General features: G+C 72.4%; 22 protein-coding genes and 1 pseudogene. 10 read left to right on the forward strand and 13 right to left on the reverse strand.

All coding sequences use genetic code 11. The features are described from left to right. Window positions 1–19: 19 nt before the first annotated feature. A complete protein-coding gene (locus Q5762_RS02775; protein WP_315890290.1) occupies window positions 20–967 on the forward strand; it encodes a methionyl-tRNA formyltransferase in 948 nt (315 codons plus the stop codon). Between the two features lie 66 nt (window positions 968–1,033). On the opposite strand, the gene recQ is transcribed toward Q5762_RS02775, so the two are convergent. Together recQ and Q5762_RS02785 are read right to left on the reverse strand one after the other, a co-directional pair. Then, window positions 1,034–3,025: a DNA helicase RecQ gene (gene recQ / locus Q5762_RS02780; RefSeq protein WP_315890291.1), complete on the reverse strand. Its 1,992-nt coding sequence runs from the start codon at window positions 3,023–3,025 to the stop codon at window positions 1,034–1,036. A gap of 115 nt (window positions 3,026–3,140) precedes the next feature. Then, a complete protein-coding gene (locus Q5762_RS02785; protein ID WP_315890675.1) occupies window positions 3,141–4,553 on the reverse strand; it encodes an aminopeptidase P family protein in 1,413 nt (470 codons plus the stop codon). A gap of 151 nt (window positions 4,554–4,704) precedes the next feature. Between Q5762_RS02785 and Q5762_RS02790 the strand changes: the two genes are divergently transcribed. Beyond that, complete coding sequence (locus Q5762_RS02790; RefSeq protein ID WP_315890292.1) at window positions 4,705–5,718, forward strand: LuxR family transcriptional regulator; 1,014 nt, start codon at window positions 4,705–4,707, stop codon at window positions 5,716–5,718. Between the two features lie 31 nt (window positions 5,719–5,749). Here Q5762_RS02790 and Q5762_RS02795 read toward each other — a convergent pair whose 3' ends face one another. The 5 genes from Q5762_RS02795 to Q5762_RS02815 form a co-directional block, all read right to left on the reverse strand. Further along, the gene (locus Q5762_RS02795; protein ID WP_315890293.1) at window positions 5,750–7,435 is read right to left on the reverse strand and encodes a PHP domain-containing protein; all 1,686 of its coding nucleotides are present in this window, start codon (window positions 7,433–7,435) and stop codon (window positions 5,750–5,752) included. A 31-nt stretch (window positions 7,436–7,466) separates the two neighbouring features. Then, on the reverse strand, window positions 7,467–9,335 hold the full coding sequence (locus Q5762_RS02800) for a LamG-like jellyroll fold domain-containing protein (RefSeq protein ID WP_315890294.1): 1,869 nt from the start codon (window positions 9,333–9,335) through the stop codon (window positions 7,467–7,469). 112 nt (window positions 9,336–9,447) lie between these two features. Further along, window positions 9,448–10,602 (reverse strand): MFS transporter, encoded by a 1,155-nt coding sequence (locus Q5762_RS02805; protein ID WP_315890676.1) that lies wholly within the window; start codon window positions 10,600–10,602, stop codon window positions 9,448–9,450. A 35-nt stretch (window positions 10,603–10,637) separates the two neighbouring features. Next, the gene (locus Q5762_RS02810) at window positions 10,638–11,210 is read right to left on the reverse strand and encodes a Chromate resistance protein ChrB (RefSeq protein ID WP_399494295.1); all 573 of its coding nucleotides are present in this window, start codon (window positions 11,208–11,210) and stop codon (window positions 10,638–10,640) included. A gap of 137 nt (window positions 11,211–11,347) precedes the next feature. Continuing rightward, window positions 11,348–12,688 carry a serine hydrolase domain-containing protein gene (locus Q5762_RS02815; RefSeq protein WP_315890295.1) on the reverse strand — a complete coding sequence of 447 codons (1,341 nt, stop codon included), beginning with the start codon at window positions 12,686–12,688 and terminating at the stop codon, window positions 11,348–11,350. 973 nt (window positions 12,689–13,661) lie between these two features. On the opposite strand from Q5762_RS02815, the gene Q5762_RS02820 reads away from it, so the two are divergent. From Q5762_RS02820 to Q5762_RS02840, 5 genes are all read left to right on the forward strand, one after another. Next, window positions 13,662–14,441 (forward strand): ALF repeat-containing protein, encoded by a 780-nt coding sequence (locus tag Q5762_RS02820; RefSeq protein WP_315890678.1) that lies wholly within the window; start codon window positions 13,662–13,664, stop codon window positions 14,439–14,441. A gap of 281 nt (window positions 14,442–14,722) precedes the next feature. Next, a complete protein-coding gene (locus Q5762_RS02825) occupies window positions 14,723–15,523 on the forward strand; it encodes a VOC family protein (RefSeq protein ID WP_315890296.1) in 801 nt (266 codons plus the stop codon). A 118-nt stretch (window positions 15,524–15,641) separates the two neighbouring features. Beyond that, window positions 15,642–16,460 (forward strand): SDR family oxidoreductase, encoded by an 819-nt coding sequence (locus Q5762_RS02830; protein ID WP_315890297.1) that lies wholly within the window; start codon window positions 15,642–15,644, stop codon window positions 16,458–16,460. Window positions 16,461–16,635: 175 nt separating this feature from the next. Then, window positions 16,636–16,992: a hypothetical protein gene (locus Q5762_RS02835; protein ID WP_315890298.1), complete on the forward strand. Its 357-nt coding sequence runs from the start codon at window positions 16,636–16,638 to the stop codon at window positions 16,990–16,992. A 74-nt stretch (window positions 16,993–17,066) separates the two neighbouring features. Next, window positions 17,067–17,207: a hypothetical protein gene (locus tag Q5762_RS02840; RefSeq protein ID WP_315890299.1), complete on the forward strand. Its 141-nt coding sequence runs from the start codon at window positions 17,067–17,069 to the stop codon at window positions 17,205–17,207. A gap of 49 nt (window positions 17,208–17,256) precedes the next feature. On the opposite strand, the gene Q5762_RS02845 is transcribed toward Q5762_RS02840, so the two are convergent. From Q5762_RS02845 to Q5762_RS02860, 4 genes are all read right to left on the reverse strand, one after another. Beyond that, window positions 17,257–17,658, reverse strand: coding sequence for a DUF3592 domain-containing protein (locus Q5762_RS02845; RefSeq protein WP_315890300.1), 402 nt, complete (start codon window positions 17,656–17,658; stop codon window positions 17,257–17,259). 70 nt (window positions 17,659–17,728) lie between these two features. After that, window positions 17,729–19,423 carry a serine/threonine-protein kinase gene (locus tag Q5762_RS02850; protein ID WP_315890301.1) on the reverse strand — a complete coding sequence of 565 codons (1,695 nt, stop codon included), beginning with the start codon at window positions 19,421–19,423 and terminating at the stop codon, window positions 17,729–17,731. 126 nt (window positions 19,424–19,549) lie between these two features. Then, window positions 19,550–20,623: a PhlD gene (locus Q5762_RS02855; protein WP_315890302.1), complete on the reverse strand. Its 1,074-nt coding sequence runs from the start codon at window positions 20,621–20,623 to the stop codon at window positions 19,550–19,552. 78 nt (window positions 20,624–20,701) lie between these two features. Next, window positions 20,702–21,538, reverse strand: a complete 837-nt coding sequence (locus tag Q5762_RS02860; protein ID WP_315890303.1) for a helix-turn-helix domain-containing protein — start codon at window positions 21,536–21,538, stop codon at window positions 20,702–20,704. A gap of 529 nt (window positions 21,539–22,067) precedes the next feature. Between Q5762_RS02860 and Q5762_RS02865 the strand changes: the two are divergent. Continuing rightward, window positions 22,068–22,505, forward strand: a pseudogene (locus tag Q5762_RS02865) (LuxR C-terminal-related transcriptional regulator); the annotation flags it as partial. Between the two features lie 47 nt (window positions 22,506–22,552). Here the strand turns inward: Q5762_RS02865 and Q5762_RS02870 are convergent. Together Q5762_RS02870 and Q5762_RS02875 are read right to left on the reverse strand one after the other, a co-directional pair. Beyond that, window positions 22,553–22,837, reverse strand: a complete 285-nt coding sequence (locus tag Q5762_RS02870; protein ID WP_315890305.1) for a hypothetical protein — start codon at window positions 22,835–22,837, stop codon at window positions 22,553–22,555. Then, window positions 22,834–23,421 carry an RNA polymerase sigma factor gene (locus Q5762_RS02875; protein WP_315890306.1) on the reverse strand — a complete coding sequence of 196 codons (588 nt, stop codon included), beginning with the start codon at window positions 23,419–23,421 and terminating at the stop codon, window positions 22,834–22,836. The genes Q5762_RS02870 and Q5762_RS02875 overlap by 4 nt, the downstream gene beginning before the upstream one ends. A gap of 472 nt (window positions 23,422–23,893) precedes the next feature. Between Q5762_RS02875 and Q5762_RS02880 the strand changes: the two genes are divergently transcribed. Together Q5762_RS02880 and Q5762_RS02885 are read left to right on the forward strand one after the other, a co-directional pair. Continuing rightward, window positions 23,894–24,085 (forward strand): hypothetical protein, encoded by a 192-nt coding sequence (locus Q5762_RS02880; RefSeq protein ID WP_315890307.1) that lies wholly within the window; start codon window positions 23,894–23,896, stop codon window positions 24,083–24,085. Between the two features lie 76 nt (window positions 24,086–24,161). After that, a complete protein-coding gene (locus Q5762_RS02885; RefSeq protein WP_315890308.1) occupies window positions 24,162–24,353 on the forward strand; it encodes a DUF4236 domain-containing protein in 192 nt (63 codons plus the stop codon). Window positions 24,354–24,406: the final 53 nt, after the last annotated feature.

The following is a 24,406-nucleotide window of genomic DNA, read 5'->3' on the forward strand; positions in this document are numbered from 1 at the left end:
TCTTCTGAGGAGGAACTCCATGCGGGTCGTCATGTTCGGTTACCAGACCTGGGGGCACCGCACCCTGCAAGCACTCCTGGACTCCGAACACGACGTGGTGCTGGTCGTGACGCACCCCAAGAGCGAGCACGCGTACGAGAAGATCTGGAGCGACTCGGTCGCCGACCTGGCCGAGGAGCACGGGGTCCCCGTCGTGATCCGCAACCGGCCCGACGACGAAGAGCTGTTCCAGCGGCTCAAGGAGGCCGACCCGGACATCATCGTGGCCAACAACTGGCGCACCTGGATCCCGCCGCGGATCTACACGCTGCCCCGGCACGGCACGCTGAACATCCATGACTCGCTGCTGCCCAAGTACGCCGGCTTCTCCCCCATCATCTGGGCGATGATCAACGGCGAGTCGGAGGTCGGCGTCACGGCGCACATGATGGACGAGGTGCTCGACGCGGGCGACATCGTGGACCAGCGCGCGGTGCCGGTGGGGCCGACGGACACCGCCACCGATCTCTTCCACAAGACGGTCGACCTCATCGCCCCCGTCACGGTCGGCGCCCTGGACCTGATCGCCTCCGGGCAGACCGAGTTCACCAAGCAGGACCGCTCGCAGGCCAGCTTCTTCCACAAGCGGGCCGAGGAGGACATCCGGATCAACTGGGACTGGCCGGCCGACGTCCTGGGGCGCCTGGTCCGCGCCCAGTCCGCCCCGTACCCGGCAGCGTTCACCTTCCACAAGGGCAAGCGCCTGGAAGTCCTCGCCGCCGTGGTCTCCGAGGGCCGTTACGGCGGGACGCCCGGCCGCATCTTCTACCGCGAGGGCGAGGGCGTCGTGATCGTCGCCGGCGCCGACGCCCGCACCGGCCGCAACCACGGCCTGGCCATCACGCGCGTCCGGACCGAGGACGGCCGGGAGCTGGCCGCGACCGACTACTTCACGAACATGGGCGGGTACCTCACCGGCCGCCCCTGACCGCTGAACTCCGGCGCCCCCAGACGGTCCTGGGGGCGCCGGTCCCATTCCCCCCGCGTACCGCTCTCACTGCCAGTCGTCGAAGGGCGGCTCCGCCTCATCCTCCGGGTCGAGCGGCGGCTCGTCGTCGAAGACCGACCGGTTGCCCGGTGCCGGGGACGGGGGCTCCGAGGTCGGGCGCTCCGGGGCGGCCGCCTCGGGAGGACGGCACTCGGCCAGGGTGTCGAGGACTCCCTGCGCGTACTTGTCGAGCTTGGCCTCGCCCACGCCACCGACGGTGCCCAACTCCGCGGCCGTCGTGGGGAAGAGGGTCGCGATCTCCCGCAGCGTCGCGTCGTGGAAGACGACGTACGCCGGCACGCCCTGCTCCTTCGCCGTCGCGGCACGCCAGGCACGGAGGGCCTCGAAGACCGGCACCGCCTCCGCCGGCAGGTCGACCGGCACGCGGGCACCCTTACCGGAACGCGACCCGCGCTCCTTGCGGGAGCTCGCGGCGGGCGCCTTCTCCTTCCGCAGCGGGACCTTGCGGCTGCCACCCAGCACGTCGCCGCTCGCCTCCGTCAGCACCAGGGTCCCGTAGTCGCCCTCCACGGCGAGCAGCCCCTGCGCGAGCAGCTGGCGCACGACGCCGCGCCACTCCGAAGTGCCCAGCTCGGCCCCGACGCCGAACACCGAAAGCCCGTCATGGTCGAACTGGATGACCTTGGCCGTCTTCTTGCCCTGCAGGATGTCGATGATCTGTCCGGCGCCGAACTTCTGGCGCCGTTCCTTCGCCAGCCGCCACACCGTGGACAGCAGCTTCTGCGCCGCGACCGTGCCGTCCCAGGACTCGGCGGGGGTCAGACACGTGTCGCAGTTGCCGCAGGGTTCGCCCTTCTGCCCGAAGTAGGCGAGGAGCCGTACCCGGCGGCAGTCGACCGTCTCGCAGAGCGCGAGCATGGCGTCCAGGTGCGCGGCCAGCGAGCGGCGGTGCGTCTCGTCGCCCTCGGAGCCGTCGATCATCTTGCGCTGCTGCACCACGTCCTGGAGGCCGTACGCCAGCCAGGCCGTGGCCGGCTCCCCGTCGCGGCCCGCGCGGCCGGTCTCCTGGTAGTAGCCCTCGACCGACTTCGGCAGGTCGAGGTGGGCGACGAAGCGCACGTCCGGCTTGTCGATGCCCATGCCGAAGGCGATCGTCGCCACCATGACGACGCCGTCCTCCCGCAGGAAGCGGGCCTGGTTCGCCGCTCGCGTCCGGGAGTCCATCCCTGCGTGGTACGGCAGGGCGTCGACGCCGTGCTCCACCAGGAAGGCCGCGGTCTTCTCCACCGATGCCCGCGAGAGGCAGTAGACGACGCCGGCGTCCCCGTCGTGCTCGGTGCGGATGAGGTCGAGGACCTGCTTGGTCGGGCTGTTCTTCGGGACGATGCGGTACTGGATGTTCGGCCGGTCGAAGCTGGCGACGAAGTGCCGGGCATCCTGCAGGCCGAGCCGCGCCGCGATCTCGGCGTGGGTGGCCTCGGTGGCCGTCGCCGTGAGCGCGATCCGCGGCACCTTCGGCCAGCGCTCGTGGAGCATGGACAGGGCCAGGTAGTCGGGCCGGAAGTCGTGGCCCCACTGGGCGACGCAGTGCGCCTCGTCGATCGCGAAGAGCGACACCGTGCCCCGGTCGAGCAGCCGCTGCGTCCCCTCGGTGCGCAGCCGCTCGGGAGCCAGGTAGAGCAGGTCGAGCTCACCGGCGAGGAAGGCCTGCTCGACGGCCTGCCGCTCGTACGTGTCCTGCGTCGAGTTCAGGAACCCGGCCCGCACCCCGAGCGCGGTGAGCGCGTCCACCTGGTCCTGCATGAGCGCGATGAGCGGCGAGATCACGATGCCCGTGCCCGGTCTGACCAGCGCCGGGATCTGGTAGCAGAGCGACTTGCCGCCGCCGGTCGGCATCAGGACGAGGGCGTCGCCGCCCCCGACGACCTGCTCGACGATCTCCTGCTGCGCACCTCGGAAGGAGCTGTAGCCGAAGACGCGGTGGAGCACCTCCGATGCGTCGGAGGTGGTCGCGGGGGAAGCTTCCGGAAGGGCCATTCCAGAAGCCTATCCGCGACCGCCGACACTCCTGTCCAGTCCCGGTGAACCTGTGGACAACCCGCGGGCCGGTGACGCGCGCCGGGTCAGCCCGCGGGCCGGTGACGCGCGCCGCTCAGCCCGCGACCCGGGCCATCCACGCCTCGACCTCGTCGGCGGAGCGCGGCAGGCCCCCCGACAGGTTCTCGTGGCCGTCCTCGGTGACGACCAGGTCGTCCTCGATCCGGACGCCGATGCCGCGCCACTCCTCGGGGACGGTGAGGTCGTCCGGCTGGAAGTAGAGGCCGGGCTCGACGGTGAGCACCATCCCGGGCTCGAGGACACCGTCGACGTACTCGGCGTTCCGGGCCTGCGCGCAGTCGTGGACGTCCAGGCCGAGCATGTGACCGGTGCCGGCCATCGTGAAGCGGCGCTGGAGACCGAGGTCGTACGCGCGGTCGGCGGGGCCCTCGATGAACCCCCACTCGACCAGCCGGGCCGCCAGGTGGCGCTGGGACGCCTCGTGGAAGTCGCGGTACGCGGCGCCCGGCTTCACGGCGGCGAAGCCCGCCTCCTGGGCCTCGTACACGGCGTCGTAGACCTGGCGCTGCACGGGCGTGAAGGTGCCGCCGATGGGCAGCGTGCGGGTGACGTCGGCGGTGTAGAGGGTGCGGGTCTCCACGCCGGCGTCGAGGAGGAGCAGCTCGCCCGGGCGCACCGGGCCGTCGTTGTCCGTCCAGTGCATGATCGTGGCGTGCTCGCCGGCCGCGCAGATCGAGCCGTAACCGACGGAGTTTCCCTCCACGCGCGCGCGGCGGAAGAAGGTGCCCTCGATCCAGCGCTCGGAGGTGGCGATCGCGCGGGACAGCTCGCCGATCGCGTCGGTGAAGCCGCGCACGGTGGAGTCGACGGCCTTGCGCATCTCGGCCAGCTCCCACGCGTCCTTGACGAGCCGGAGGTCGCCGAGCGCCTCCGCCAGCTCGTCGTCGCGCTGCTCGTCCGTGGTGACGGCGGCCTCCAGGGCGGGGTCGATGCCCCGGACGATGCGGGTGGGCACGGTGGCGGCGGCGGCCAGATCGGCGGCCGCCGTACGGACGTCCCGGCAGGCGAGCCCGAGGACGCGCTCCGCCTCGGCGAGGGAGCGGCGCCGGCCCATCCACAGCTCCGCGGTGCCACCGGTCCAGAACTCGTCGTCGTCCCTGCTGTCCCGGGGCAGCTGGTAGCAGTACGCGTCGTGGCCGCCGTCCGCGCGGGGCTCCAGGACGAGCGCCCCGTCCCGGGCCTGGTCCCCGGTCATGTGGACGTAGCCGGAGTACGGGCGGAAGGGGTAGGGGTCGTCGTTCGAGCGGACCTTGAGGTTCCCCGAGGGGACCACCAGGCGTTCGCCGGGGAAGCGGGCGGAGAGCGCGGCGCGGCGGCGGGCCGCGTACGGCGCCTGCTCGTCGGGCTCCAGGTCGTGCCGCTCGGTGTCGGCCCACCCCGTGCGCATGAGCGCGGACAGCTCGTCGGAGAGCTCCGCGTACAGACCGTTCTTACGACCCTCGGCCACGTCGTGTCCCTTCTTCCACACCTGCCCGCCCCGGTTCCCCCGGCGGCTCCTGGGCACCGGACAGTAGTCCGCGGCACGGTCGCCGGGTGCCCAGGAGTGCCACTGGCACAGATCGGCCACGGCGCGGCGGCGGGCGTCGATAATGCGAGGCATGACGCACGCGAAACTCGGGGACTCCCTTCGGCTGCTGGGCATCGGGGAGCCCGCTGTCCGGGTCTATCTGGCGCTCCTGGAGCTGGCGCCGGCTCCCCTGAGCGCGGTCGGGTCGGCGACCGGTCTCGGCGCCGCGGAGCTCACATCGGCCTACGGCGAACTGGCCGACGCCGGTCTGGCCAGTCCCACGGACGACGGCGCGTACAAGGCCGGGGACGCCGCCCCGGGCCCGGACGTGGTGGCTCCGCTGCCGCCCGCCGCCGGTCTGGAGATCCTCGCGAGGCACCGGGCGGCCGAGCTGGAGGAGTCGCGGCTCGCGGTCGGCGGCGCCTTCGAGTCGTTCCGGCGCCGACGGCTCGCCACGTACGACGACCATCTCGTGGAGGTCGTCACGGGGGACGCCGTCGGTCCCCGGATGCGGCAGGCCTGGGCGAGCGCCCGCGAGCAGATCCGGCAGCTCGAATCGCCTCCGTACTTCCCCCACCCCGGCGCCACGGACGACGCGCTGGCCACCCTCGCGCGCGGGGTGACGCAGCGGGTCGTCTACTCCCGCGAGTCGCTGGAGTACCCGGGCCGTCTGGAGGAGGCGATCGAGCCGTGCGTCGAGGCGGGCGAGCAGGCCCGGGTGCTGCCGTCGGTCCCGGTCAAGCTCGTGATCATCGACGAGGCGTACGCGCTGGTGTCGCTGTCGATCCGGGAGGCCGACGTGCACAACTCGATGCTGGTGGTGCAGCCGTGCGGGCTGCTCTCGGCGCTCGTGGCCCTGTTCGAGCAGTCCTGGCGGAGCGCCCTGCCGTTCCACGGCCGCACCACCCGCCCGGGCGGTCTGCCGCCCGCCGACCGCCGCCTGCTGTGGCTGCTGGCCGGCGGCGCGAGCGACGAGGTCATCGCCCGCGAGCTGGACATCAGCCGCCGCACGCTGTTCCGGCGGCTCCAGATCCTGATGGCCCGGCTGGGCGCGGCGAACCGTTTCCAGCTGGCCCTGCAGGCGCAGCGGTCGGGCTGGCTGTGACCGCCCGACCGCCGCGCGCCCCGGCAATGAGCTACCGCACGACGTCCACGAACACCGGGTTGGTGTAGAGCCAGGTGTCCACCCACGGGTCACCGTCGCCGGGCTCGTGGCGGATCGGGCCGTGCGGGTCGACCGTGGCGCCGAGGAGGCCGGGGCCGTTGCGCCTGCCGTCGCTGCCGCGCAGCCGGACGTAGCAGGACTCCTCGATCCTGCCGAGCGGGATGCGCAGCGTGAAGCGCCCGGTGCGCCCGGAGACGTCGGCGGTGTGCGCGACCCGGGTGTCGGGGGCCGTCCAGGAGTCGCTGTCGCGGGCCGGTCCGGCGACCGCGCCCCGGATGACGTCGAGGTGGGCGAGGCGCGGCAGTTCGCCGTGGTGGTTGGGGCGGGAGGCGGTCGTGACGGTGACGGTCAGCGTCACATGCTCGCCCCGGCGTACGCGCAGCCGGCCGCCGAGCGTGACGCCGGGCCCGTGGCCGCCGTGCGTCGGGGCCACGCGCACCTCGATGCCGTCGACGAGCCGGCCGTGGTCGACCCAGACCCGGCCGGCCCGGAGTCCGGCCATGACGTGGCGGTAGCCGTAGCGGGTCACGCCGACGTGGGTGCGGCTGAACTGGCCGGGCCACAGGTCGCTGCCGGGCTGCGGCTCCGTCGTGTCGACGGGGTCCGGGAGGCGGCCGGCGTTGTCGAAGTTCTGCCCCGGCAGCCAGTCGCCGTTGCGCCAGGTGTCGAACACCACCCGGTGGACGTCCGAGTTGGAGGTGACCGAGAAGAGCCTGCCCTCGGCGAGCATGGCGTCCCAGAGGCCGCCGACGGTCGCGGTGGCCCAGTCGAAGCCGCCGTACGTGACGTAGGCGTCGAGCGGGTACCCCGGAAAGGAGTTCGCGGAGGGGCCGTTCTCGTACTCGCCGCGGATGCTCCGCGCGCCGCGGCCGGGGTGGGCCGCGCCCTGGGAGCCGGGTGCGCCCTCCATGCCGATCATGATCCCGGGGGCCGCGTCCCGCCAGGCGCGCATCTCGTGCGGGGAGTTGATGCCGAGCCGCAGCGGGTGGTTGGCGACGACGAGCACGTCGTCGACGTACCCGCGCCGCTTCTGCCGCTCCAGCCACTGGAGGGCCTTGACGGCGTGGGCCTCGTTGCGCGGGGTGTCGGGGTGGTCGGCGGCGCCCGCGGTGTAGCCGAGGAGCTTGCCGTCGTACTCCTGCTCGAAGCGGGTGAGCAGGTCGACCTCGTGGCGGCCGGGTGCCGAGAACACGGTGGCGTGCTCGGCGCCGGGGATGTACCACTCCAGGCCCTGGAAGATCAGCATGCGGCGGTTCTCGGCGCGGGCCTTGAGGATCTCGCGGTGCTCGGCCTCGGCGCCGCCGGCCGCGTGGTGGCCGATGTTGCTGTGCTCGGTCATCACCATCCAGTCCAGGCCGTAGCGCGAGGCGGCGGTCGCGAGCTGCGAGAAGGTGTACTTGGCGTCGTGGCTGTAGACCGAGTGGATGTGGTGGTCGCCGACCAGGTAGGCGAGGTGCGGGTCGTTGCCGCCGCGGTGGGGCGGGTGCGCCTCGGCGGGGGTGGACGCGGCTCCCACCGTGTACGCGGCGCCTGCGAAGCCGGCGCCGTACAGCCCGGCGCGGCGCAGCAGGCCGCGGCGGCTGATGCCCTGCGGGTCGAGGACGGCGGCGGGTACGTCGGGGTCGGCCCAACGCGGCAGGGGTTGGGGCGTGTTCACGATGTCTCCTGAGGGGAAGGGCGAGCGGGCTCTAGGCGTTCATGAACGCGCTGACCGGCAGGGCGCGTCCGGCGATGCGTACGTCGCCGATCCAGCCCCGGAAGAGCTGGTCGAGTGAGCCGCCGTACTCGTATCCGCCGAGCAGCCAGGACAGGCCGAGCGTGGTCAGGCCGTTGACGTCGGTGGCGGGGTTGCGGGCGACGGGGCAGCCGTCGACGTACAGGGTGGTGCGGTGGCCGTCGTTGACGACGGCGGCGTGCCACCAGGTGTCGAGCGGGAGTTCATGGCTCCAGCTGGTGATGATCCGGTCCTGGTTGAGCGGCGCCACGGCCCACTGGAGGGCATGTCCGTCGGAGACGGAGAGGGTGGCGACGGGCTCGACCGGATCGCCCTGCTTGCCCGCCGCGGCCAGCGTGCCCTGCCGGCTGATGATCGCCGACCAGGCGTTGCGGGCGCCCGTCCAGTCGGCGGGCAGTTTGAAGAACGCCTCGACGGTGAAGCCCGCCCGGAAGGTCGCGGTGTCCAGCGGGGCGCCCTTCGCCGTGCTCAGGTAGGCGCCGCGCAGCGGGGGCCGGCCGCCGTCGAAGTACAGGCTGCCGTGTCCCGGCTGGTCGGGGTGGTGCTCGGCCGACCAGCGCAGGGCCTCGGCGGGGCTGCCGGGGACGGCGGTACGGATCAGGTCGTTGCCGTGCCCGGAGAGGTCGGGGACGCGCAGGGTCTCGGCGGCCGGGGCGCCGTCCGGGCGGCCGGTGTCGAAGCGCCAGTACGCGAGCGTGCCGGGGACCAGCATGCTCGCGGCGGGGCGGGGGCGCCGCGGGGTGACGGGCGCGAAGCCGGCGAACCGCTTCTCGAAGTCGACCGGGACGGAGAAGTCGTCGGCCTCGTCGGTGAGTTCGAGCTCGCGGCGCTCCAGGGCGTTGAGGCGGCCCTTCTCCTCCTTGGCGAGCAGCCACGGGGAGAAGGTGGAGACGTCGATGGTGTTGCGGGAGAGGTCGAAGCGGTAGAGGCGGATCATCGCGCTGCCGCCGAAGTACCGGTCCTGGTAGTTGGTGATGTGCAGGTGGACGTCGTTGCCCGCCGCGTTCTTGCGGACGGTACGGCCGGCCGGCCAGAAGTGGCCGTTCAGGGTGAGGAAGATATGGTCGTTGTCCTCGATCAGCTCGTTCCAGAGGTGCTGTCCGTGCCCGGAGAGCTCCGCCTCGCCGTTGCCGCCGTCGGCGTGCACGAGGTCGTGGGTGGTGAGGATGACCGGGGTGCTCGGGTGCTCGGCGATGACCTTGCGGGCCCAGGCGAGGCCGGCCGCCGACGGCCGCCAGTCGAGGGCGAGGACCAGCCACTCGCGGCCCGCGGCGCGGAAGAGGTGGTACGTGTTGTAGCCGTCCGGGGAGGCCCCGCCGAAGGTGCGCAGGCCGCGCATCCGCTGGGGGCCGAAGGCGTCGAGGTACGGGCTGCGGCCGCGCTGGTCGTCGGTACGCGAGTCGATGTCGTGATTGCCGGCCAGGACGCTGTACCCCGCGCCGCGCCGGTCGAGGAGCCGAAACGCCTCGCTGAGCGGGGCGAATTCCTCGGCACGGCCGTTTTCGGTGAGGTCGCCCAGGTGGGACAGGAAGACGATGTTCTCGTCGCCGGCGTGGTCGAGGACGTAGCGCAGGGCCGCCTCGACGGGCTCCTTGTGGATGCTCGTGCCGTCGAAGAGGTACTGGGTGTCGGGCATGACGGCGAGCGTGAAGCGCGGATTGTCCATGTCCGGTTCGGGCCGGTGCCGCGATCCGGCAACGTTGTCACCCGGCGTCGCCGCGCTGCTGCTCGTGCCCGCGATGCCCACGGTCGCGGACGCCGCGGCGGCTACCCCGGCGGCGCGCAGGACGGTTCGTCGGCCCGTACCTATGGAGCTGGACATGTGTTCTCCCCACCCTTGTGCGACGTGACGCCCGCACGCTATGCGGACGTCACGCGCCCCAGATGCGCACACCGGCAACACCAGGAAGAAGAGTGCGTGAACGAGTCACCGGTCACTCGGAGGCGACGGAACTCCCCGCGGTGCGACGGCTTCCGGCCACCGCGAGGAGCGTGCCCGCCCCGATGAGGACGGCAAGCGCCGCGTAGCCGTACGTGAGGGTGGCGAGCGTGGCGACCGCCGCGACCACGAGGGGGCCGCCGGCGTCGCCGAGTTCGCGGCCGAGTTCGGCGGAGCCCATGGTCTGGCCGATCCGCTCCTCCGGGGTGGACGCGGCCAGGGCGGCGAAGCCGAGGGGCGTGATCAGGCCGGTGCCGACGCCGATGAGCGCCGCCGCGAGCAGGACGCCGGTGAGCCCGGGGAGCGTGGCCGCCGCGAGTCCGGCGGCGGTGACGGCGAGTCCGGTGAGGAGCCCCCCACGAGTGGTCAGGCGGCCCGCGTCGAGGGCGCGCCCGGCCTTCGGCTGAACGAACGCGGCGGTCGCGGCGAGGACGGAGACGGCCGCTCCGGTGGCGACGGTGCCGAGGCCTGCGGCGGCTCCGGAGACGGGCAGGAAGCCGACGCCGACGGAGAGCGCGGCGGTGGCGGCGGCGAGGGCCGCCGTCGGACCGAGGAAGGAGCGGTCGGCGAGCCGGCGCGCGAGGTCGGCGACGGTCTGCCGCTTGCGGGGCAGCGGCGGTACGGCCGGTACGGCGAGGGCGGCCCAGCACGCCACGAGGGCGCCGCAGAGGGCCATCACCGTGAACAGCAGCCGCAGCCCGCCGGCCCAGACCAGCACGCCGCCGAGGAGCGGGCCGAGGGTGTAGCCGATGGCCTTGTAGAAGCCGTAACTCCCGAACGCCCGGCCGTGCTTGGCCGCCGGGTTGAGGCGGGCCACGAGAGCGGACGCCGACGGGGAGAAGGCCGAGGCGGCAGCGCCCTGGCCGAGGCGGGCGGCCCACAGCCAGCCGGGGCTGTCGGCGATCGCGTACAGCGCGGAGGCGGCGGCGAAGGCGACGAGGCCGCCGAGGAGGACGGGCTTGCCGCCGATCCGGTCGGCCAGCGAGCCGAACACCGGCTTGAGGAGGACCTCGGCCCCGTCGTACAGGGCGAGCAGTCCGCCGAGGACGAGGAGCGAGGTGACGGCGTCCTCGGAGAAGCCGCCGAGGTTGGCGGCGATGCCGTGAGCACCGAAGGCGGTGGTGAACCCGGCGGCGTAGAGCGGCCACATGGCGCGGCGGGGTGCTATGGCGGGGGCGCCGGGGGTCACGGGGTGGGCTCCTCGTCGGCGGCGTGCAGGATGACGAAGACGCGTTCCGCGTACTCCTCGCAGACGGCGACACAGTGCTTGAGGCGCTCACCGGCCTCGGCCGCCTCGGGTGCGCCGAAGACGTCGCGCGCGGTCAGGTCCCGGTGCCAGCGGCGCAGCCGCTCCAGGCTCTGTTCCTCTTCCTCCAGCTCGGCCAGGGTGAACTTGCCGATCCGGATCTCCTTGGCGATCTCCTCCTCGAACTTGCCGCAGTCGGCGAGGAATTCGGCCCAGTCCGCCGAGCGCGCGGCGGTGAAGAGCGCTTGGAAACGGTCCGCGTCCTCGGCTCCCTTGCCGACCGCCTCCAGGGTGATCGCCTCACCGTCGGCCACCCGCCGGGTCAGCTCGGTCGCCCGGGCGACCCCGTCAGCGAAGGCGGGCACGTCGGGCACGGCCCAGACGCCCTGGCCGAGCGAGAGCGCGCCGACCTTGCGCAACTCCCGCCAGACCGCGACGCGGTGCTTGGAGGGCGAGGCGGGCAGCCGGATGAGGAGCACGAGCCAGCGGACCCGGCGATCTGAGCCTGTCACGGACAGGAATGTAGCACCAGTTACATCCACCGAGGAATCACGTCAGCCCGTCAGCGACCGGCGGGGGGCGCCTTCGCGTAGCGCCCCGTCGGGCGGCCCGGTCAGGGACCGGCCGCCCGACGGGACGTACGGGTGGATCAGCGGTTCTCGGCCAGGTCCTGCTCGGCCGGGAGCGCCGTCAGGTCCGGGGCGGCCGTCGGCGCGTCGAGTGCCGCGCGGGAGGACGACTTCGCCACGGCCGGCTTCTTGCCGCAGAACGCGGCCTCCAGCGTGCCGCCGAGCGCGGTGTTGGCCTCACCGCGGTTGGAGGTGTTCGCCATCGCGGCGAGGCTGCGCCGGCCGTCCCGGGTCGCGAAGGCGTACGTGTAGAAGCCCTGCACGGTGCCGGTGTGGCCGTAGATCTTCGTGCCGCAGGAGAGGTCGTAGCGGCGCAGGCCGAGGCCGTAGAAGCGGGTGTTGGTGGTGTCGGTCGGGGTGACCGTCGTCATCGCGTCGAGCATCTTCGGCGACAGCAGCCTGCCCTGCATCAGGGCGGTGGTGAAGGTGTTCAGGTCCTGCGGGTCGGAGATGATCGCGCCGGCCGACTGCGCCCAGGACACGGTCTGTTCCGTGGAGTCCACGAGCGGGGCGCCGGCCTCGTCGGGGTGCAGGTAACCGCGCACCTGGAGCCCCGCGATCTTGGTGTCGGGGTGTACGTACGAGGTGTTCCGCAGGCCGAGCGGCTGGATGATGCGGCGCTCGTACTCCTGGGCCACGGTCGTGCCGGTGGCCTTCTCGATGAGCATGCCGACGACCACGAAGTTCGCGTTCGAGTACTTGTACGCGACGCCGGGCTGCGTGGTGCGCGGCTCCTTCAGGGAGAGGTTCACCAGCTCCTGGTAGGTGAACACCTTGTTCCGGACGGCCTCGAAGCCGGGCACGGTCTGGTTGAACATGGGGTCGGTGTAGTCGGCCAAGCCGCTGCGGTGGGTCAGCAGATGACGCACCGTGATCTTGTCGTCGGGCAGCAGCCCGGGCAGGTAGCGGTTGACCGACACGTCGAGCTCGATCTTGCCCTCGTCCACCAGCTGCAGCAGCACGACGGAGGAGAAGGTCTTGCTGACGCTGCCGATCCGGAAGCGCGCCTGGGTGTCCATGGCCGCGCCGGAGACCCGGTCGCGGACGCCGAGGGTCCGCGTCTGGACGCCAGTGGGGCCGGTGTAGCGGGCCATGGCGCCCGGGGCGCCCTTGCCCATGGCGGCCTTCAGCGCGTCGTTGACGCCCGCCATGTCGGGGAAGAACCTGCCGCGGACGACGTCGCTGGCGGCGGACGTGGCGACGCCGCCGACGGTGGCGGCGGCACCGGAGCCCGCGGCGGCGGGACCGGCGGGTGCGGCGGCGGGTGCGGCGAAGGCGCTGGTGGCGGGCGCGGCGGCGGAGGCGAGCGCGGCGAGCAGGGTGGCGCTGACGGCAAGTCGTCTCTGCGACGAAAGGGGCACGTGGATTCCTCGGGGTTCGTTCGACACGGCACACGGCCTGCGGTGTGCCGGGGGGGTCCGGTCCGTCCGGGCCGCGGCGCGGGCCGGCTCCGGAACCCATGGATCATGAGTGCCAACGCGCCGGGAACGGTTCCTGACACGGGCCACGGGTTCCGGAGCGCGCGATTCCGTCGGGAGTCTCCGGAGAGTCCGTGGGCGGTGGGTAGACGACGACCACGTCAAGCAGGACGTTCCGACGGCCCAGTTCAGCGACCAGCAGTCCGCTGGCGCAGGCGGCAAGCTCATCGCGTCAGGCCGTACCGGAACCGATTCTCTACAAAGATCACTACAACCATTTCCGCGGGTGACGCACATCATGGCAGCTACCCGGGGGTTGCACAGCTCTGCCCGATTTCTGAATTGGACGCGCCCGCCGAGCCCCGCTTGCATAAGGAACTTGGACCGCAGGGGGCGGTGGAGTCTCTCCTGTCCGCTCCTGTCGACTGTCGACTTCTAAGACTGGGATGAAGCCACGCAGCACATCGGCGCGCGTCCTGGGCACCGCGACCGCCGCCGGTGCCCTGACACGGGCCGTGCGGACCGGCCCTCCGCCGCGGAGTGCTTCCTGAGCCTGGCGTCCGACTCGGTGTACCGGGTGCGGACCACCGACTACGACAGTCCGTCGACGGCCGGGAGCACGTCCTGGTCAGGATCAGCGCAGTAGATGGAGTCGTGATGGCACAGCGCCCACGACAGTTCAGCAGACGTCAGATGCTCGCCGCTTTCGCCGGGGTGGCAGCCGGTTGTGCGCTGCCGAACTGCACGGTCCTCACCCGCCCCGCGTACGCGGCGAGTGAGGCCGGCACCGACTCGGTGCCCGAGGGATCCGGTCTGCCGGACACGGACCGCGGCAAGGTGGTCTGGGGCGTACAGAACGGGCGGCCGTGCCGTCCGCACCGCCGCGGCCGCGGCCCTGGTGGGCAGTGCGGCGGACGTGACGGCGTTCCTCGACGAGAAGCTGCCCGCGGCCCGGGCCGAGGACAACAGGTTCACGCTCACGCAGTCCCTGGCCATGGCGGGCAGGGCGACTCGCGACGGTATCGGCGCGGCGTTGTCCGGCGGAACAGCGGCGATCGAGACCTTCCTCATGGGCGGTTTCCAGACCGCGGTGCGCGAGGACCTCGAGGTGGCCGTGACCACGGTCATGGCCCACGGTGGTCGTGCCGTGAAGCGTGAGGCATCCGCAGCGCTGGCTGCCGATTCGGACTTCGCGTTGCGCACCTTCCTCAGCGGCGGACAGTTCACCGCTCAGGAGGAGGACGCGCGTGTGCAGGTGACGTCCATCCTCGTGACGGCGTCACCGCAGGTGCGGGAGTACGCGTCCCGGGCACTGGACGACGGGTCACCGAGGGCGATCCGGTGGTTCCTGGAGACGGGCCAGTACATCGCCCGGGCGCGTGACGAAGAGACCGCGACGATCCAGCAGTTGGTCAAGGTCGTGGAGGCGGAGGGACGCCGGGCCGGCCGGAAGACCGACGAGGCCGTCGAGCTGTCCCAGCAGGCGGTCAAGGCCGCCGAGAAGGCGAAGGAGGCCGCGCTGGAGGCCAAGGCCGAGGCCGAGGCCGCCGAACAGGACGTCCAGCGCTCGGCCAGGGCGGCGAACAAGGCGGCGCAGGCGGCCAGGGGCGCGGCCGCCGCCGCGGCGCGGCACCGGCGGCTTCCCTGCCGTGGGCACCCGCTTCGGCGGCCAAGCCCGCTGACCTCCGACAGGTAACCGGCAGCGGAGTCAGATCCATTGACGACGAAGAGCCCCCGAAGGCCCCACCGGCCTTCGGGGGCTCTTCGCTGCGGGTCCTCACCTGTAGTCGAGCAAGGCGGCGCCCTTCCATTTGTTCTGCCTTGCCCGCCTCGTCCGCGCCCACCGCCCGACAGCGATGAGTTTCGGAGGCGTACAGGGTCCATCCTTCACGGCGCCCGTCCGTCATGCGCGACCGACGGGCCGGTGCAAGGCTGGCGTCAATGGCTGACGTCGAAGGACCTGCGAAGGGAAAGCTCATGATCACCAACGAACCCGTCCCCGGCACCCCCTGCTGGCTCGACCTCGGTGCCCCCGACGTACCGGCCGCGGCGGCCTTCTACGGCGCCGTGCTCGGCTGGGACTACGAGCCCATGGAGGGCGGCGGCGAGGACATGGAAGGCGGCATGTTCCGCAGGGACGGCAAGATCGTCGCCGGGCTCGGCAAGCTCACCGAGAAGGGCGCCCGCTCGGCCTGGATGATCTACTACAACACCACCGACGCGGATGCCACCACCCAGGCGGTCGAAAAGGCCGGCGGCACGGTCCGGGTCGCCCCCATGGACCTCGACGAGTGGGGCCGGATGGCGCAGTACAGCGACCCGCTGGGCGGCCAGTTCGCCGTCTGGCAGCCCGGCACGAACGCGGGTGTGGAACTCGTGGACAAGCCGGGCTCGCTCTCCTGGACCGAGCTGTACACGAGCGACGCCGAGGGCGCCAAGAAGTTCTACGGCGATGTCTTCGGCTGGTGGTACAGCGACATGGAGCTGCCGGGCGGCGGCGGTACGTACTCGCTGGTCACCCCGGCCGGGCTGGCCGAGGACCGGATGCAGGGCGGCATCATGGGCATGCCCAAGGACCAGCTCACCCTGACGAACGGGCGGCCGTACTGGCACCCGGTCTTCGACGTCGAGGACTGCGACGCGGCGGTCGCCCGGGTGACGGCGAACGGCGGCAGCGTGCAGATGGGCCCGGACGACGCGGAGGGCGTCGGCCGGCTGGCCGTCTGCGTCGACCCGTCGAACGCGGACTTCGTGGTGCTCACCCCGGTCAAGGCCTGACCCGGACGGCAGCGCGCAATATGCGGCTGGGGATCCGTCGCGTCCGCTGCATAGGATCATGAGGAAGGCGGGCGGCAGCACCGGACAGACAGCGGACAACAGCAGAGGGTCGACGACGATGACGGACCAGCGCGTGTACCTCGTGACCGGCGGCGGAACGGGCATCGGCGCGGCGACCGCCCGGCTGCTGCGCGAGGCGGATCACCACGTGGTGATCTCGGGGCGCCGGCCCGAGCCCCTGCACCTCGTCGCGGAGGAGAGCGGTGCCCTGGCCGTCCCGTCCGACATCGGCGACCCCGACGCCGTACGCGCACTCGTCGACACGGCGGTCGCCACGTACGGCCGCCTCGACGGGGTGGTCCTCAACGCCGGCATCGGGCGCGGCGGCGGGGTCGGCGAGGTGACGCTCGACGACTGGGACGAGGTCATGCGTACCAACCTCTCCGGCCCGTTCCATCTGCTGCGCGCCGCGCTCCCCCACCTCCTCGACGCGCGGGGCGCGGTGGTCGCCGTCGCCTCGGTCTCCGCCCTGCGCAACGGTGTGGGCAACGCCGCGTACGCGACGTCCAAGGCAGCGCTCCTCCAGCTCTGCCGCTCGCTCGCGGTCGACTACGGGGGCGCGGGGCTGCGCGCCAACACCGTGTGCCCGAGCTGGGTGCGCACGGACATGGCGGACCGCCGGATGAGCCGGTTCGCGGACGAGGCAGGGCTCGGGAACGGCGGTGTCGACGCGGCGTACGAGGAGGTGACCCGTGTCCTGCCCGCCGGGCGCCCGGGCGAGCCGCGCGAGGTCGCCGAGGCCGTCGCCTGGCTGCTCTCCCCCGCGTCCTCGTTCGTCAACGGATCCGTCCTGACGGTGGACGGCGGAGCGACGGCCCTGGACCCCGGCACGCTCGCCTTCGACTTCCGGATCGAACCCCGGACCCGCCGCGACTGAGCTGAGCTCCCGCTCCCCTCGGACAGGCCGTCCCGGACAGCACCTGACCAGCGCCGTGACCAGGTCGCACCGCCACCGGCACGTCCGGGACAGCGAAGTCGTGTTGCCGACCCCCGACCGCGCCGACAAGGCTCGCCGGGTCCGAAGGCAATCCCGACTTCTTCTCGGAGACGACGTGCGACTCAACACGAAACGAGCGGCGACGGTGATCGGCGCGATGACGGCCACGGTCGCCTTACTGAGCCAGGGCGTCGCCCAGGCGGCCCCGATCACCCGCACGGCCACGTGCGCGAGGTTCACCGGCGACTACACCTACTGGAAGAACAGCGACGGCTGGTACGGCTACCGCCTCACCGGCACCGTCACGCGCACCTGCTCGGGCAGCGGCTTCCACGGCATCCAGGTGACCGGCGACAGGAAGAACGGCGACGCGTACTACGACTACGAGGGGCACAGCGTCAGCGGGTCGATCAGGATCAACGGCTTCTCCGAGTCGGGCGGCGTCAAGAACATCCGGATCGCCCTCGACTGACGGCCGTCCGACGGCCGTCCTCGACTGTCCCCGCCCCGCCTCCGGCAGAACCCGGAGTCGGGGCGGCACCCGCGATGGCGCCCACCGCCCTGCGCGCCGCCCTGCACAGCAACGGCATGCGCGACCCCGACCTCGAACTCCACCTCGTCGGCGGCCGCACCCACTGGTGCCCCGCCGCCGGGTCCTGCACGGTGCGGGAGTCCGGGCGCAGCTGACCGCCGGGGGCGACGGCCTCCGGCCCATGAGACGTCAGCCTGTGGGACGTCAGCCCGTAAGCACGATCAGGACCGCCGCGCCGAGGAACGCGACGCTGCCGATCGGCAGGAGGACGAGGTGCGCGATGCGGTGCCTACGGGTGAACACCCGTGCCGTTTCCGGCTGTTCGGGCAGATAGGCGACCGGCGCATGGGACCCGACGTCGAGGCCGAGGCCGGTGCCCGTCGCCCTCGCCCTGAACGTGATCCGCTCCCCCCGCAGGTCGGTGAACTCGATCACCGGCGTCCACGGATCTTCGGACGACATCCGCTCCTGGCCGACGACCAGGCCCTCCGCGTGCACTCCTCGCCGCCGCAGCTCCCCTTGCAGCCGCTGCTCCCGTACCAGCGCCCACAGGCACAGCAGGCCCGCCAGGGAGCACAGCACGATCCCTACGTTCTCACCCGTCATCTCACCGGTCTCCTCCGCCGGACGCCATCGTCCCCCGGAGAGGACGCAACCCGGGGCCCGGCGGTTCGCCTCACAGAGCCCGGCGGACGACCGCGAAGGTCGTGCAGTCCGTGTCGTCGTTCACGACGTCGCCGTCCATGGCCAACGGCTGTTCGCCCGCCGGCACCCGCGCTTCGAGGTCGACCATGAGGTAGCCGTCCGGCTGGTCGATCCAGCGGTCGGCGCGCAGGACCATCCGGCGCCCGGCCTCCTCGTACGCGCCGACCATCCGGAACGACCCGCTCGGCACACCGGGGTTGTCGGGGTGGGCGGAGAACGAGAACACTGCTTCCAGGGCCCCCGTCGGGGACGCGGTGATCCGTAGCGAGAGCCGGGTCACGCCCTGGGAGCAGTTGTAGCTCCCCCACCAGTTGCCGACGACGGGGTTCGGAACGTCGTCGTCGGCTGTCGGCGAGGTGGTCGTCGGTTTCGGCGGGGCGGGCGCGGGCTGTGAACTGGCCGTGGTGGAGGCCGAGACGGACGCCGAGACGGACGGTGTCGGCGTGTCCGTCGCGGAGTTGGCACCGGAGCCCCCGGGGTTCCCGGCCAGGTACCAGGTGAGGCCGCCCGTCGCCAGGACGGCGGCGGCGACCGCGGCGGCGATCGGCCCGCCGCGCGCCCCCTTCCGTACGGGAGGCTGCTTGGCGAGGTGGACCGCCGGGGTGGCGGGGACGGTCGCCGCGCCCGGAGCGGGCACCGCGTCCTGAACGTCTCCCACACAGCCGGGCGGGGAAGTCCGGCCTGGCGCGGGCGGCAGACCGGGTCGGTGCCGCGTCGAGAACGGTGGGTGTCGGGGCGGGCGGTGCCACCGGCATCGGCGGCGGGACCTCCGACGCGCCCGGCACGGAGTCCGTAAGGGGGGCCGGCAGCCAGGAGTGACCGGCGACGGCGACCGGTGCGAGCCCGTCCAGAAGCTCCCGTACCGAAGGACGGTCGCCCGGCGCCTTGGCCAGGCAGCGGGCGACGAGCGCCCGGACCCGGGGCGGCAACGCGTCAATTCGGGCTCCTCGTGGGCGACCCGGTACATCACGCGCGCCGGGCTCGCCCCGTCGCCGCCACCCGCCGACGTACCGCCGAACGGCCCGTGGCCGGTGGCGGCGAACGCGAGGACCGAGCCGAGGGCGAAGACGTCGACCGCGCCCGTGACCTCCGCCCCGGTGAGCTGTTCGGGGGCCATGAATCCGACGCTGCCGAGGACGACTCCGCTGCGGGTCAGCGCGGAAGTCGCCTCGGCGGAGGCCGAGATGCCGAAGTCGATGACGCGCGGACCGTCGGACGCGAGCAGGATGTTGGACGGCTTCGGGTCGCGGTGGATCACACCGCCCGCGTGGATCGCCTCCAGCGCCTCGGCGAGCCCCGCCGCCAGGGCGAGTACGGAGTCCTCCGGCCACGCGCCGTGCTCCCGTACCGCCCCGTCGAGGGAGGGCCCGGGCACGTAGACCGTGGCGAGCCAGGGCGGTTCGCCGTCCGGGTCCGCGTCGACGACACCGGCGGTGAAGACCCCGCCCGCCGACCGCGCCAGCCGTACCTCGCGGGCGAACCGGCGCCGGAACTCCGCGTCCCCGGCCAGCTCCGGCCGGATCACCTTGACGGCGAGCGCCCGGCCGCCGCGCGAACGCGCGAGATAGACGGAGCCCATCCCGCCCCTGCCCAGCAGTCCACTGATCCGGTACGGGCCGACCTGCTCCGGGTCGTCTCCCCCGAGCGGCTGCGCACGGCTCTCCATTCCGCCCCACCCCCGCAGGAATCCTAGGGGTTGCGGGTCGATCAGGGGCGGGGTCGAGGGCATCCCGGACACCCTGACGGCTCGGTATCCCGGACCTCGGCCGCCAGGGCGCTCCCGTGGTGCTCGTCAGCCGGTCCAGGTTCCGCGCACGGCGGCGGTCGCGAAGCCGGGGCCGTAGGCGATGAGGAGGCCGTGGGCGTCGGCCGACGGCGGGTCCGCGTGGGTACGTTCGAGTACGCGCAGGATCGATACGCCACCGAGGTTGCCCTCCTCGGCGAGGGTCGTGAAGGAGTGGCGCGCGGCGGTGTCGTCGAGGCCGAGTGCGGCGGCGGTGTCGCTGATGATGCGGGGGCTGCCCGGGTGGATGGCGGCGAACTCGGCGGGCCGGTCGGGGCCGATCCAGTCGAGGACGGTCGGCAGCACGTCGTCGGCGGCGGAGAGCGCGGCCTTGGTGGAGTCGAAGTGGAAGCCGTCGGCGCCTATCCGTCCGGAGTAGCGGTCGGCGGAGTCCGGCAGGACGAACTCGAAGGTGTCGTCGGGCCCGTCGACGCGGAGGCCGGGGCCGAGGGGTTCGTCGGAGACCACACAGGCGGCGGCGGAGTCGCCGAACAGCGCCTTGTAGATCATCGCCTCGATGCTGGTGTCCGCGTGGTTGTAGACGCTGGAGATGACCTCGGCGGCCACGACCAGGACCTTGCTGCCGGGTCGGGCGGCGACGAGGTCGATCGCGCGGATGAGGGCCTGGGTGCCGCCGGCGCACGCCATCGTCGTCAGCGCGACGCGGCGGACGGTCGGCCGCAGGCCGAGCGCGGCCGTCAGGTGGATGTCGAGGTTGGGGACGGCCCAGCCGGTGGAGTGGGTGGTGACGATCGCGTCGATGTCCGCGTACGACCCGGGGTCGGGCCCCTGCGCCAGGCCGGCGTGGGTGAGGGTGCGCTCGGCGGCCTGGGTGGCCATGGCGAGCGCGTCGGCGAACGCGGTCCGCGAGCGGTCCTCGATGCCGGCCGGCCCCGAGATCGTCGGGGCCGTCAGCGGCCGGGTGAAGTAGCGGGTGTCGACCCGCAGGGAGCTGATGACGCGCGGCAGCGCGGCACGCCGCGGATGGTCCGGGTGGCGGGCGAGGATGTCGTCGACGATCTCGCCCGTGGTGACCTTGTGGGCGGGCAGGACCGTGACGGGTCGGGAGATGTGGGCGGGCACGCGGGTCCTCCGGCAATGGGTGTCTGCGTGGGGGGTGCGGACACCGTACGTCAGCCAGGTGTCGGGCGTTCCCCCTGCTCAGGGTCGGCGGATGTCGGGTGCGCGGAGCATGGGTACGCGGGCGTGGGCCTTCTTCTTGCCGGGGTGGTACAGGAGGATGATGAGGCGCGCGCCGGGGGCGGTCAGGGGCTGCGCGGCGCACATGGTGACGTGGCCCGGGCCGTGGGTGGCGTGGAGGATGGGGCGTTCGTCGCCGTCGGGGTGGATGTGGGCGCCGCCGGCGCCCCAGATCGGGGCGAGGTCGGGGTCGGCGACGACTTCCTTCTCGATCTGGTGAAGCGTTTCGTCATCGGGGCGTACGGCGAGCGCGGCGCGGAGTTGGGGCAGTACGAGGGGGGCCCAGACGGTCTTCCACTCCAGGAGCACGTCGCGGGCCTCGGCGTCGAGGAGCATCCACCGCATCGTGTTGTCGGGTATCCGGCCGCCGGGGAACAGCTCGGCCCAGGGCTCGTTGTGGGCGAGCAGGTTCCAGGAGGCGTCGGTCACGTAGGCCATGTGGGAGATGCCGTCGACGGCCTCCTGCCAGACACCCGGCACTTCGAGGCCCGACGACTGGTTCAGCGGGCCGGGCGGGTCGCCGATGCCCGCGTACCGGCAGAGCGACACCCACTCCTGCTCGTTGAGGCCGAAGAGCCGGGCGACCTGGCGCAGGTAGTCGACGGCCGGGCTGGTCATCGATCCGGTCTCGAGCCGGTTGTAGGTGTGCTGAGCCCGGCTGGTGAGTTCGTCGACCTGCTGCTGGGACAGTCCACGCGCGCGCCGGCCGCGGCCCTGGGGCCGGTCGTATCCGTGGGCCTCCGGATCGATGAGTTCGCGGCGCTCGCGCAGGAGCGCCCGCAGAGCCCGCTTGTTCATGGCCATATCGGTGGATCCCCCCATGTACCGCGCACGTATCGCGTTCCGGAGTCTAATTAATGGCGCCGGTCTTCGTAATAAAAACTACGTGTAGATATCGATCAGTTGAAAGGCCAAGCTGTGGGTGTGGCCACCGCTGACCTGCCGGGAAGCAGGCGAGGCGGTCACGATGCACCACAGCGGGACAGTCTTTTCAGGCGATGCGCGGGAATCCGTCATATCGCCCGGGCGGGCTGATCCGTCGCCGCCGTCGGACTTCCGGCGGGGCGGAGCAGGAACGGCGCCACAATCCGTACTCGCTACGGATTTCACAGCCCGGCAGCGTTCCACTTCGCTACGCACGGGGCTTCGGCGGGGCTCTCGAACTGCGGCCGGCGTCGACAATCGCCATTGCGTAGCGTCCTCGGCGCCGGCCGCGCTGAACGGCCAGCAGTTCCACCCCCGGCTCGGCTGGCCCCCGCCGGCCCTGGGCAGCAACCTCCACCCGCTGCCCAGGGCCGCCTCACGTTCCGGCCCCTTCTGACGGCACTACCAGTCGGCGGTGACGTACCTGGCCGACAGCGGGCCGGGGCTTCTGCTCACCAGGGCGCGGCTGTTGTACGGGCAGTGGCTGCGCCGGGCCGGGCGGCGCCGCGAAGCCCGGGCTCAGCTCACGGTCGCCCACGAGTCCGCGCTACGGATGGGCGCCGAGGCATTCGCCGCACGCGCCGCCACCGAACTCCGGGCGACCGGCGCACGCGCCCGCCCCCGCACCGAGGGTGCTCCGCATCGCCTCACCGAACAGGAACGTCATATCGCCGCGCTCGTCGCGACCGGTGCCACCTCCAGGGAGATCGGCATGCGGCTGTCCCTGAGCAAGCGCACGATCGACGCCCACCTGAGGAACATCTTCCGCAAGCTCGACATCACCTCCCGCCACCACCTACGAGAACTCTTCGCCCCGGACCCGGCCGGCGACGCACCGTAGGCCGACGTCCGAGCCGGCCGTGGCGGCGATGGTGGCGGCGACATTCGTCAAGGGGCCTCCGCGGCTTTGACGAGGGTGCAGGCGCCGTCCACGCACTGGCGTTCCAGGCGGTCCCGGGAGATGGTCTGCGCCAGGCCGACCATCCAGCAGGTGGGGCAGCCGCGGAAGGCGATCAGGGCCAACGGGGCCGCCAGCAGGGTGGCCGGGCCTGCGACGGGGACCAGGGCGATCGAGCCGACGATCAGCCCGAACCCGATGGCGCCGCGCGCCAGGTGGCGCGGCACTGACCTGCTGGCGAAGTTCGTCGCGGGCTGTGCAGTGGCCTTGTTCACGGTCGTCGGCCTCCTTCGGCTGGGTGGTCGATGGCTTGTTCGGTCGCTGCCAGGGCGTGACGCAGTGCCGCGCGCGCTCGGTGCAGCCTCGACTTCATCGCGGCGTTGCTCAGACCGAGCGCGTCGGCGACGGTCCGGCCGGGCAGCCCCTGTACGTCCCGCATGATCAGGATCTGCCGCTGGTCACGGGGCAGGGCGCTGACCGCGGCCGCGATCCGCTCCGCCTCCAGCCTGTGCAGCACCGCTTCCTCGGCGGACGGTTCCGCGGACGCCTCCGGGTCGGCCGACGCCTCGTCCCCGCGTGAGACGAGCAGCCGTACCTGCCGGAGGCATTCGTTGCGCACGATCCGGAACATCCATGAGGCAAGCGCGCCGGTGGCCCGCAAGCTGCCGATCTTCCGGTAGAGGATGATCAGCGCCTCCTGCGCCGCGTCCTCCGCGTCCTGCGGCGAGGCGCAGAGCGAGAGGGCGAACTTCCGTACATGCGGCTGCGATTCCATGACGACGGTGGTGAGCGACATGACGTCGCCGTCCTGAGCGGCCTTGATCAGCCGCTCGTCCGGCCACCGGAAGCGTTGGTTCATCTCTCCTCAGCTTCGCGCCTTGTAGCGCTTCATCAAGTGCCAGCTACACGCGCCCACGAGCAGGACGCCGATCACAACAAGAACAGTGACCATCATGGAGTTCTTTCCTCCCGGCTCCGCCGGCCCGTTCGGCCGGTACACACACAAGAGACGGGGAGGTACGGAAAGGATTCACCCCAGACCGAACTTTCGTCAGCCGCGTTCCACCGTGCGCAGGTTCTCCGGGGCAGCATCGCCGCGTCCGCCCCGAGTTCGGCCGGCGGCCGCTTGACGCCGATGGCTCCGGAGAGTTCGCGTACGCCCGTGATCGCGGCGCGCGACCAGTCGCCGTCGGCGGGCGGGGCGAGGCGCATCGCCCGGGCGACGGTCTCGTAGGCCTCGCGGGCGGCCGGGGCCGAGACTCCATGACCTCCTCCTCCAGTACGGCCGCGAGCGCGACCCCGTGCGGGGTGCCGGTGTGCGCGGTCAGGGCGTGCCCGATGCCGTGGCGGAGACGGCGTTGGCGCCGCGCCGGTACGGCGTCGAGTTCGTGCTGCTGACCGGGGCCGGCGTACTGGCCCTGGGCGGTCTCGTCTCGCGCTTCCTGGCACCCGAGAGCACCGACCTCGACCTGGCGCACGCGGCCCGTGCCGCCCGCCACGAGGACGGGCTCCGGCGGACCTGACGCGGTGACACGATCGTGGCGGGGCGGTGACGGCCCCGCCACTCTCGTCGCGCAGCCTGGTGTCCAGGAGGCCGACATGTCGATTCATTACCATAAACAGATCACGCTCATCCCGAAGCTGTTGCGCCTGAACATCGGCACGCACGGCTGGTCGCTGAGCGTCGGCCCGCGCCGCGCGCACCTCACCCAGCACAGCGGCGGCGGCCGCAGCGCGTCGGTGCGGCTGCCGGGCGGCTTCAGCTGGCGCCGACACTTCCGCCGCCACTGAAAGCAGCCTTACGACCGCTGCCCTCGCTGCGAACTGGGCCCGCGTTTCCCGGC

The sequence above is a fragment of the Streptomyces sp. P9(2023) genome (assembly GCF_032436795.1).
In the GTDB taxonomy this organism is placed as follows: domain Bacteria; phylum Actinomycetota; class Actinomycetes; order Streptomycetales; family Streptomycetaceae; genus Streptomyces.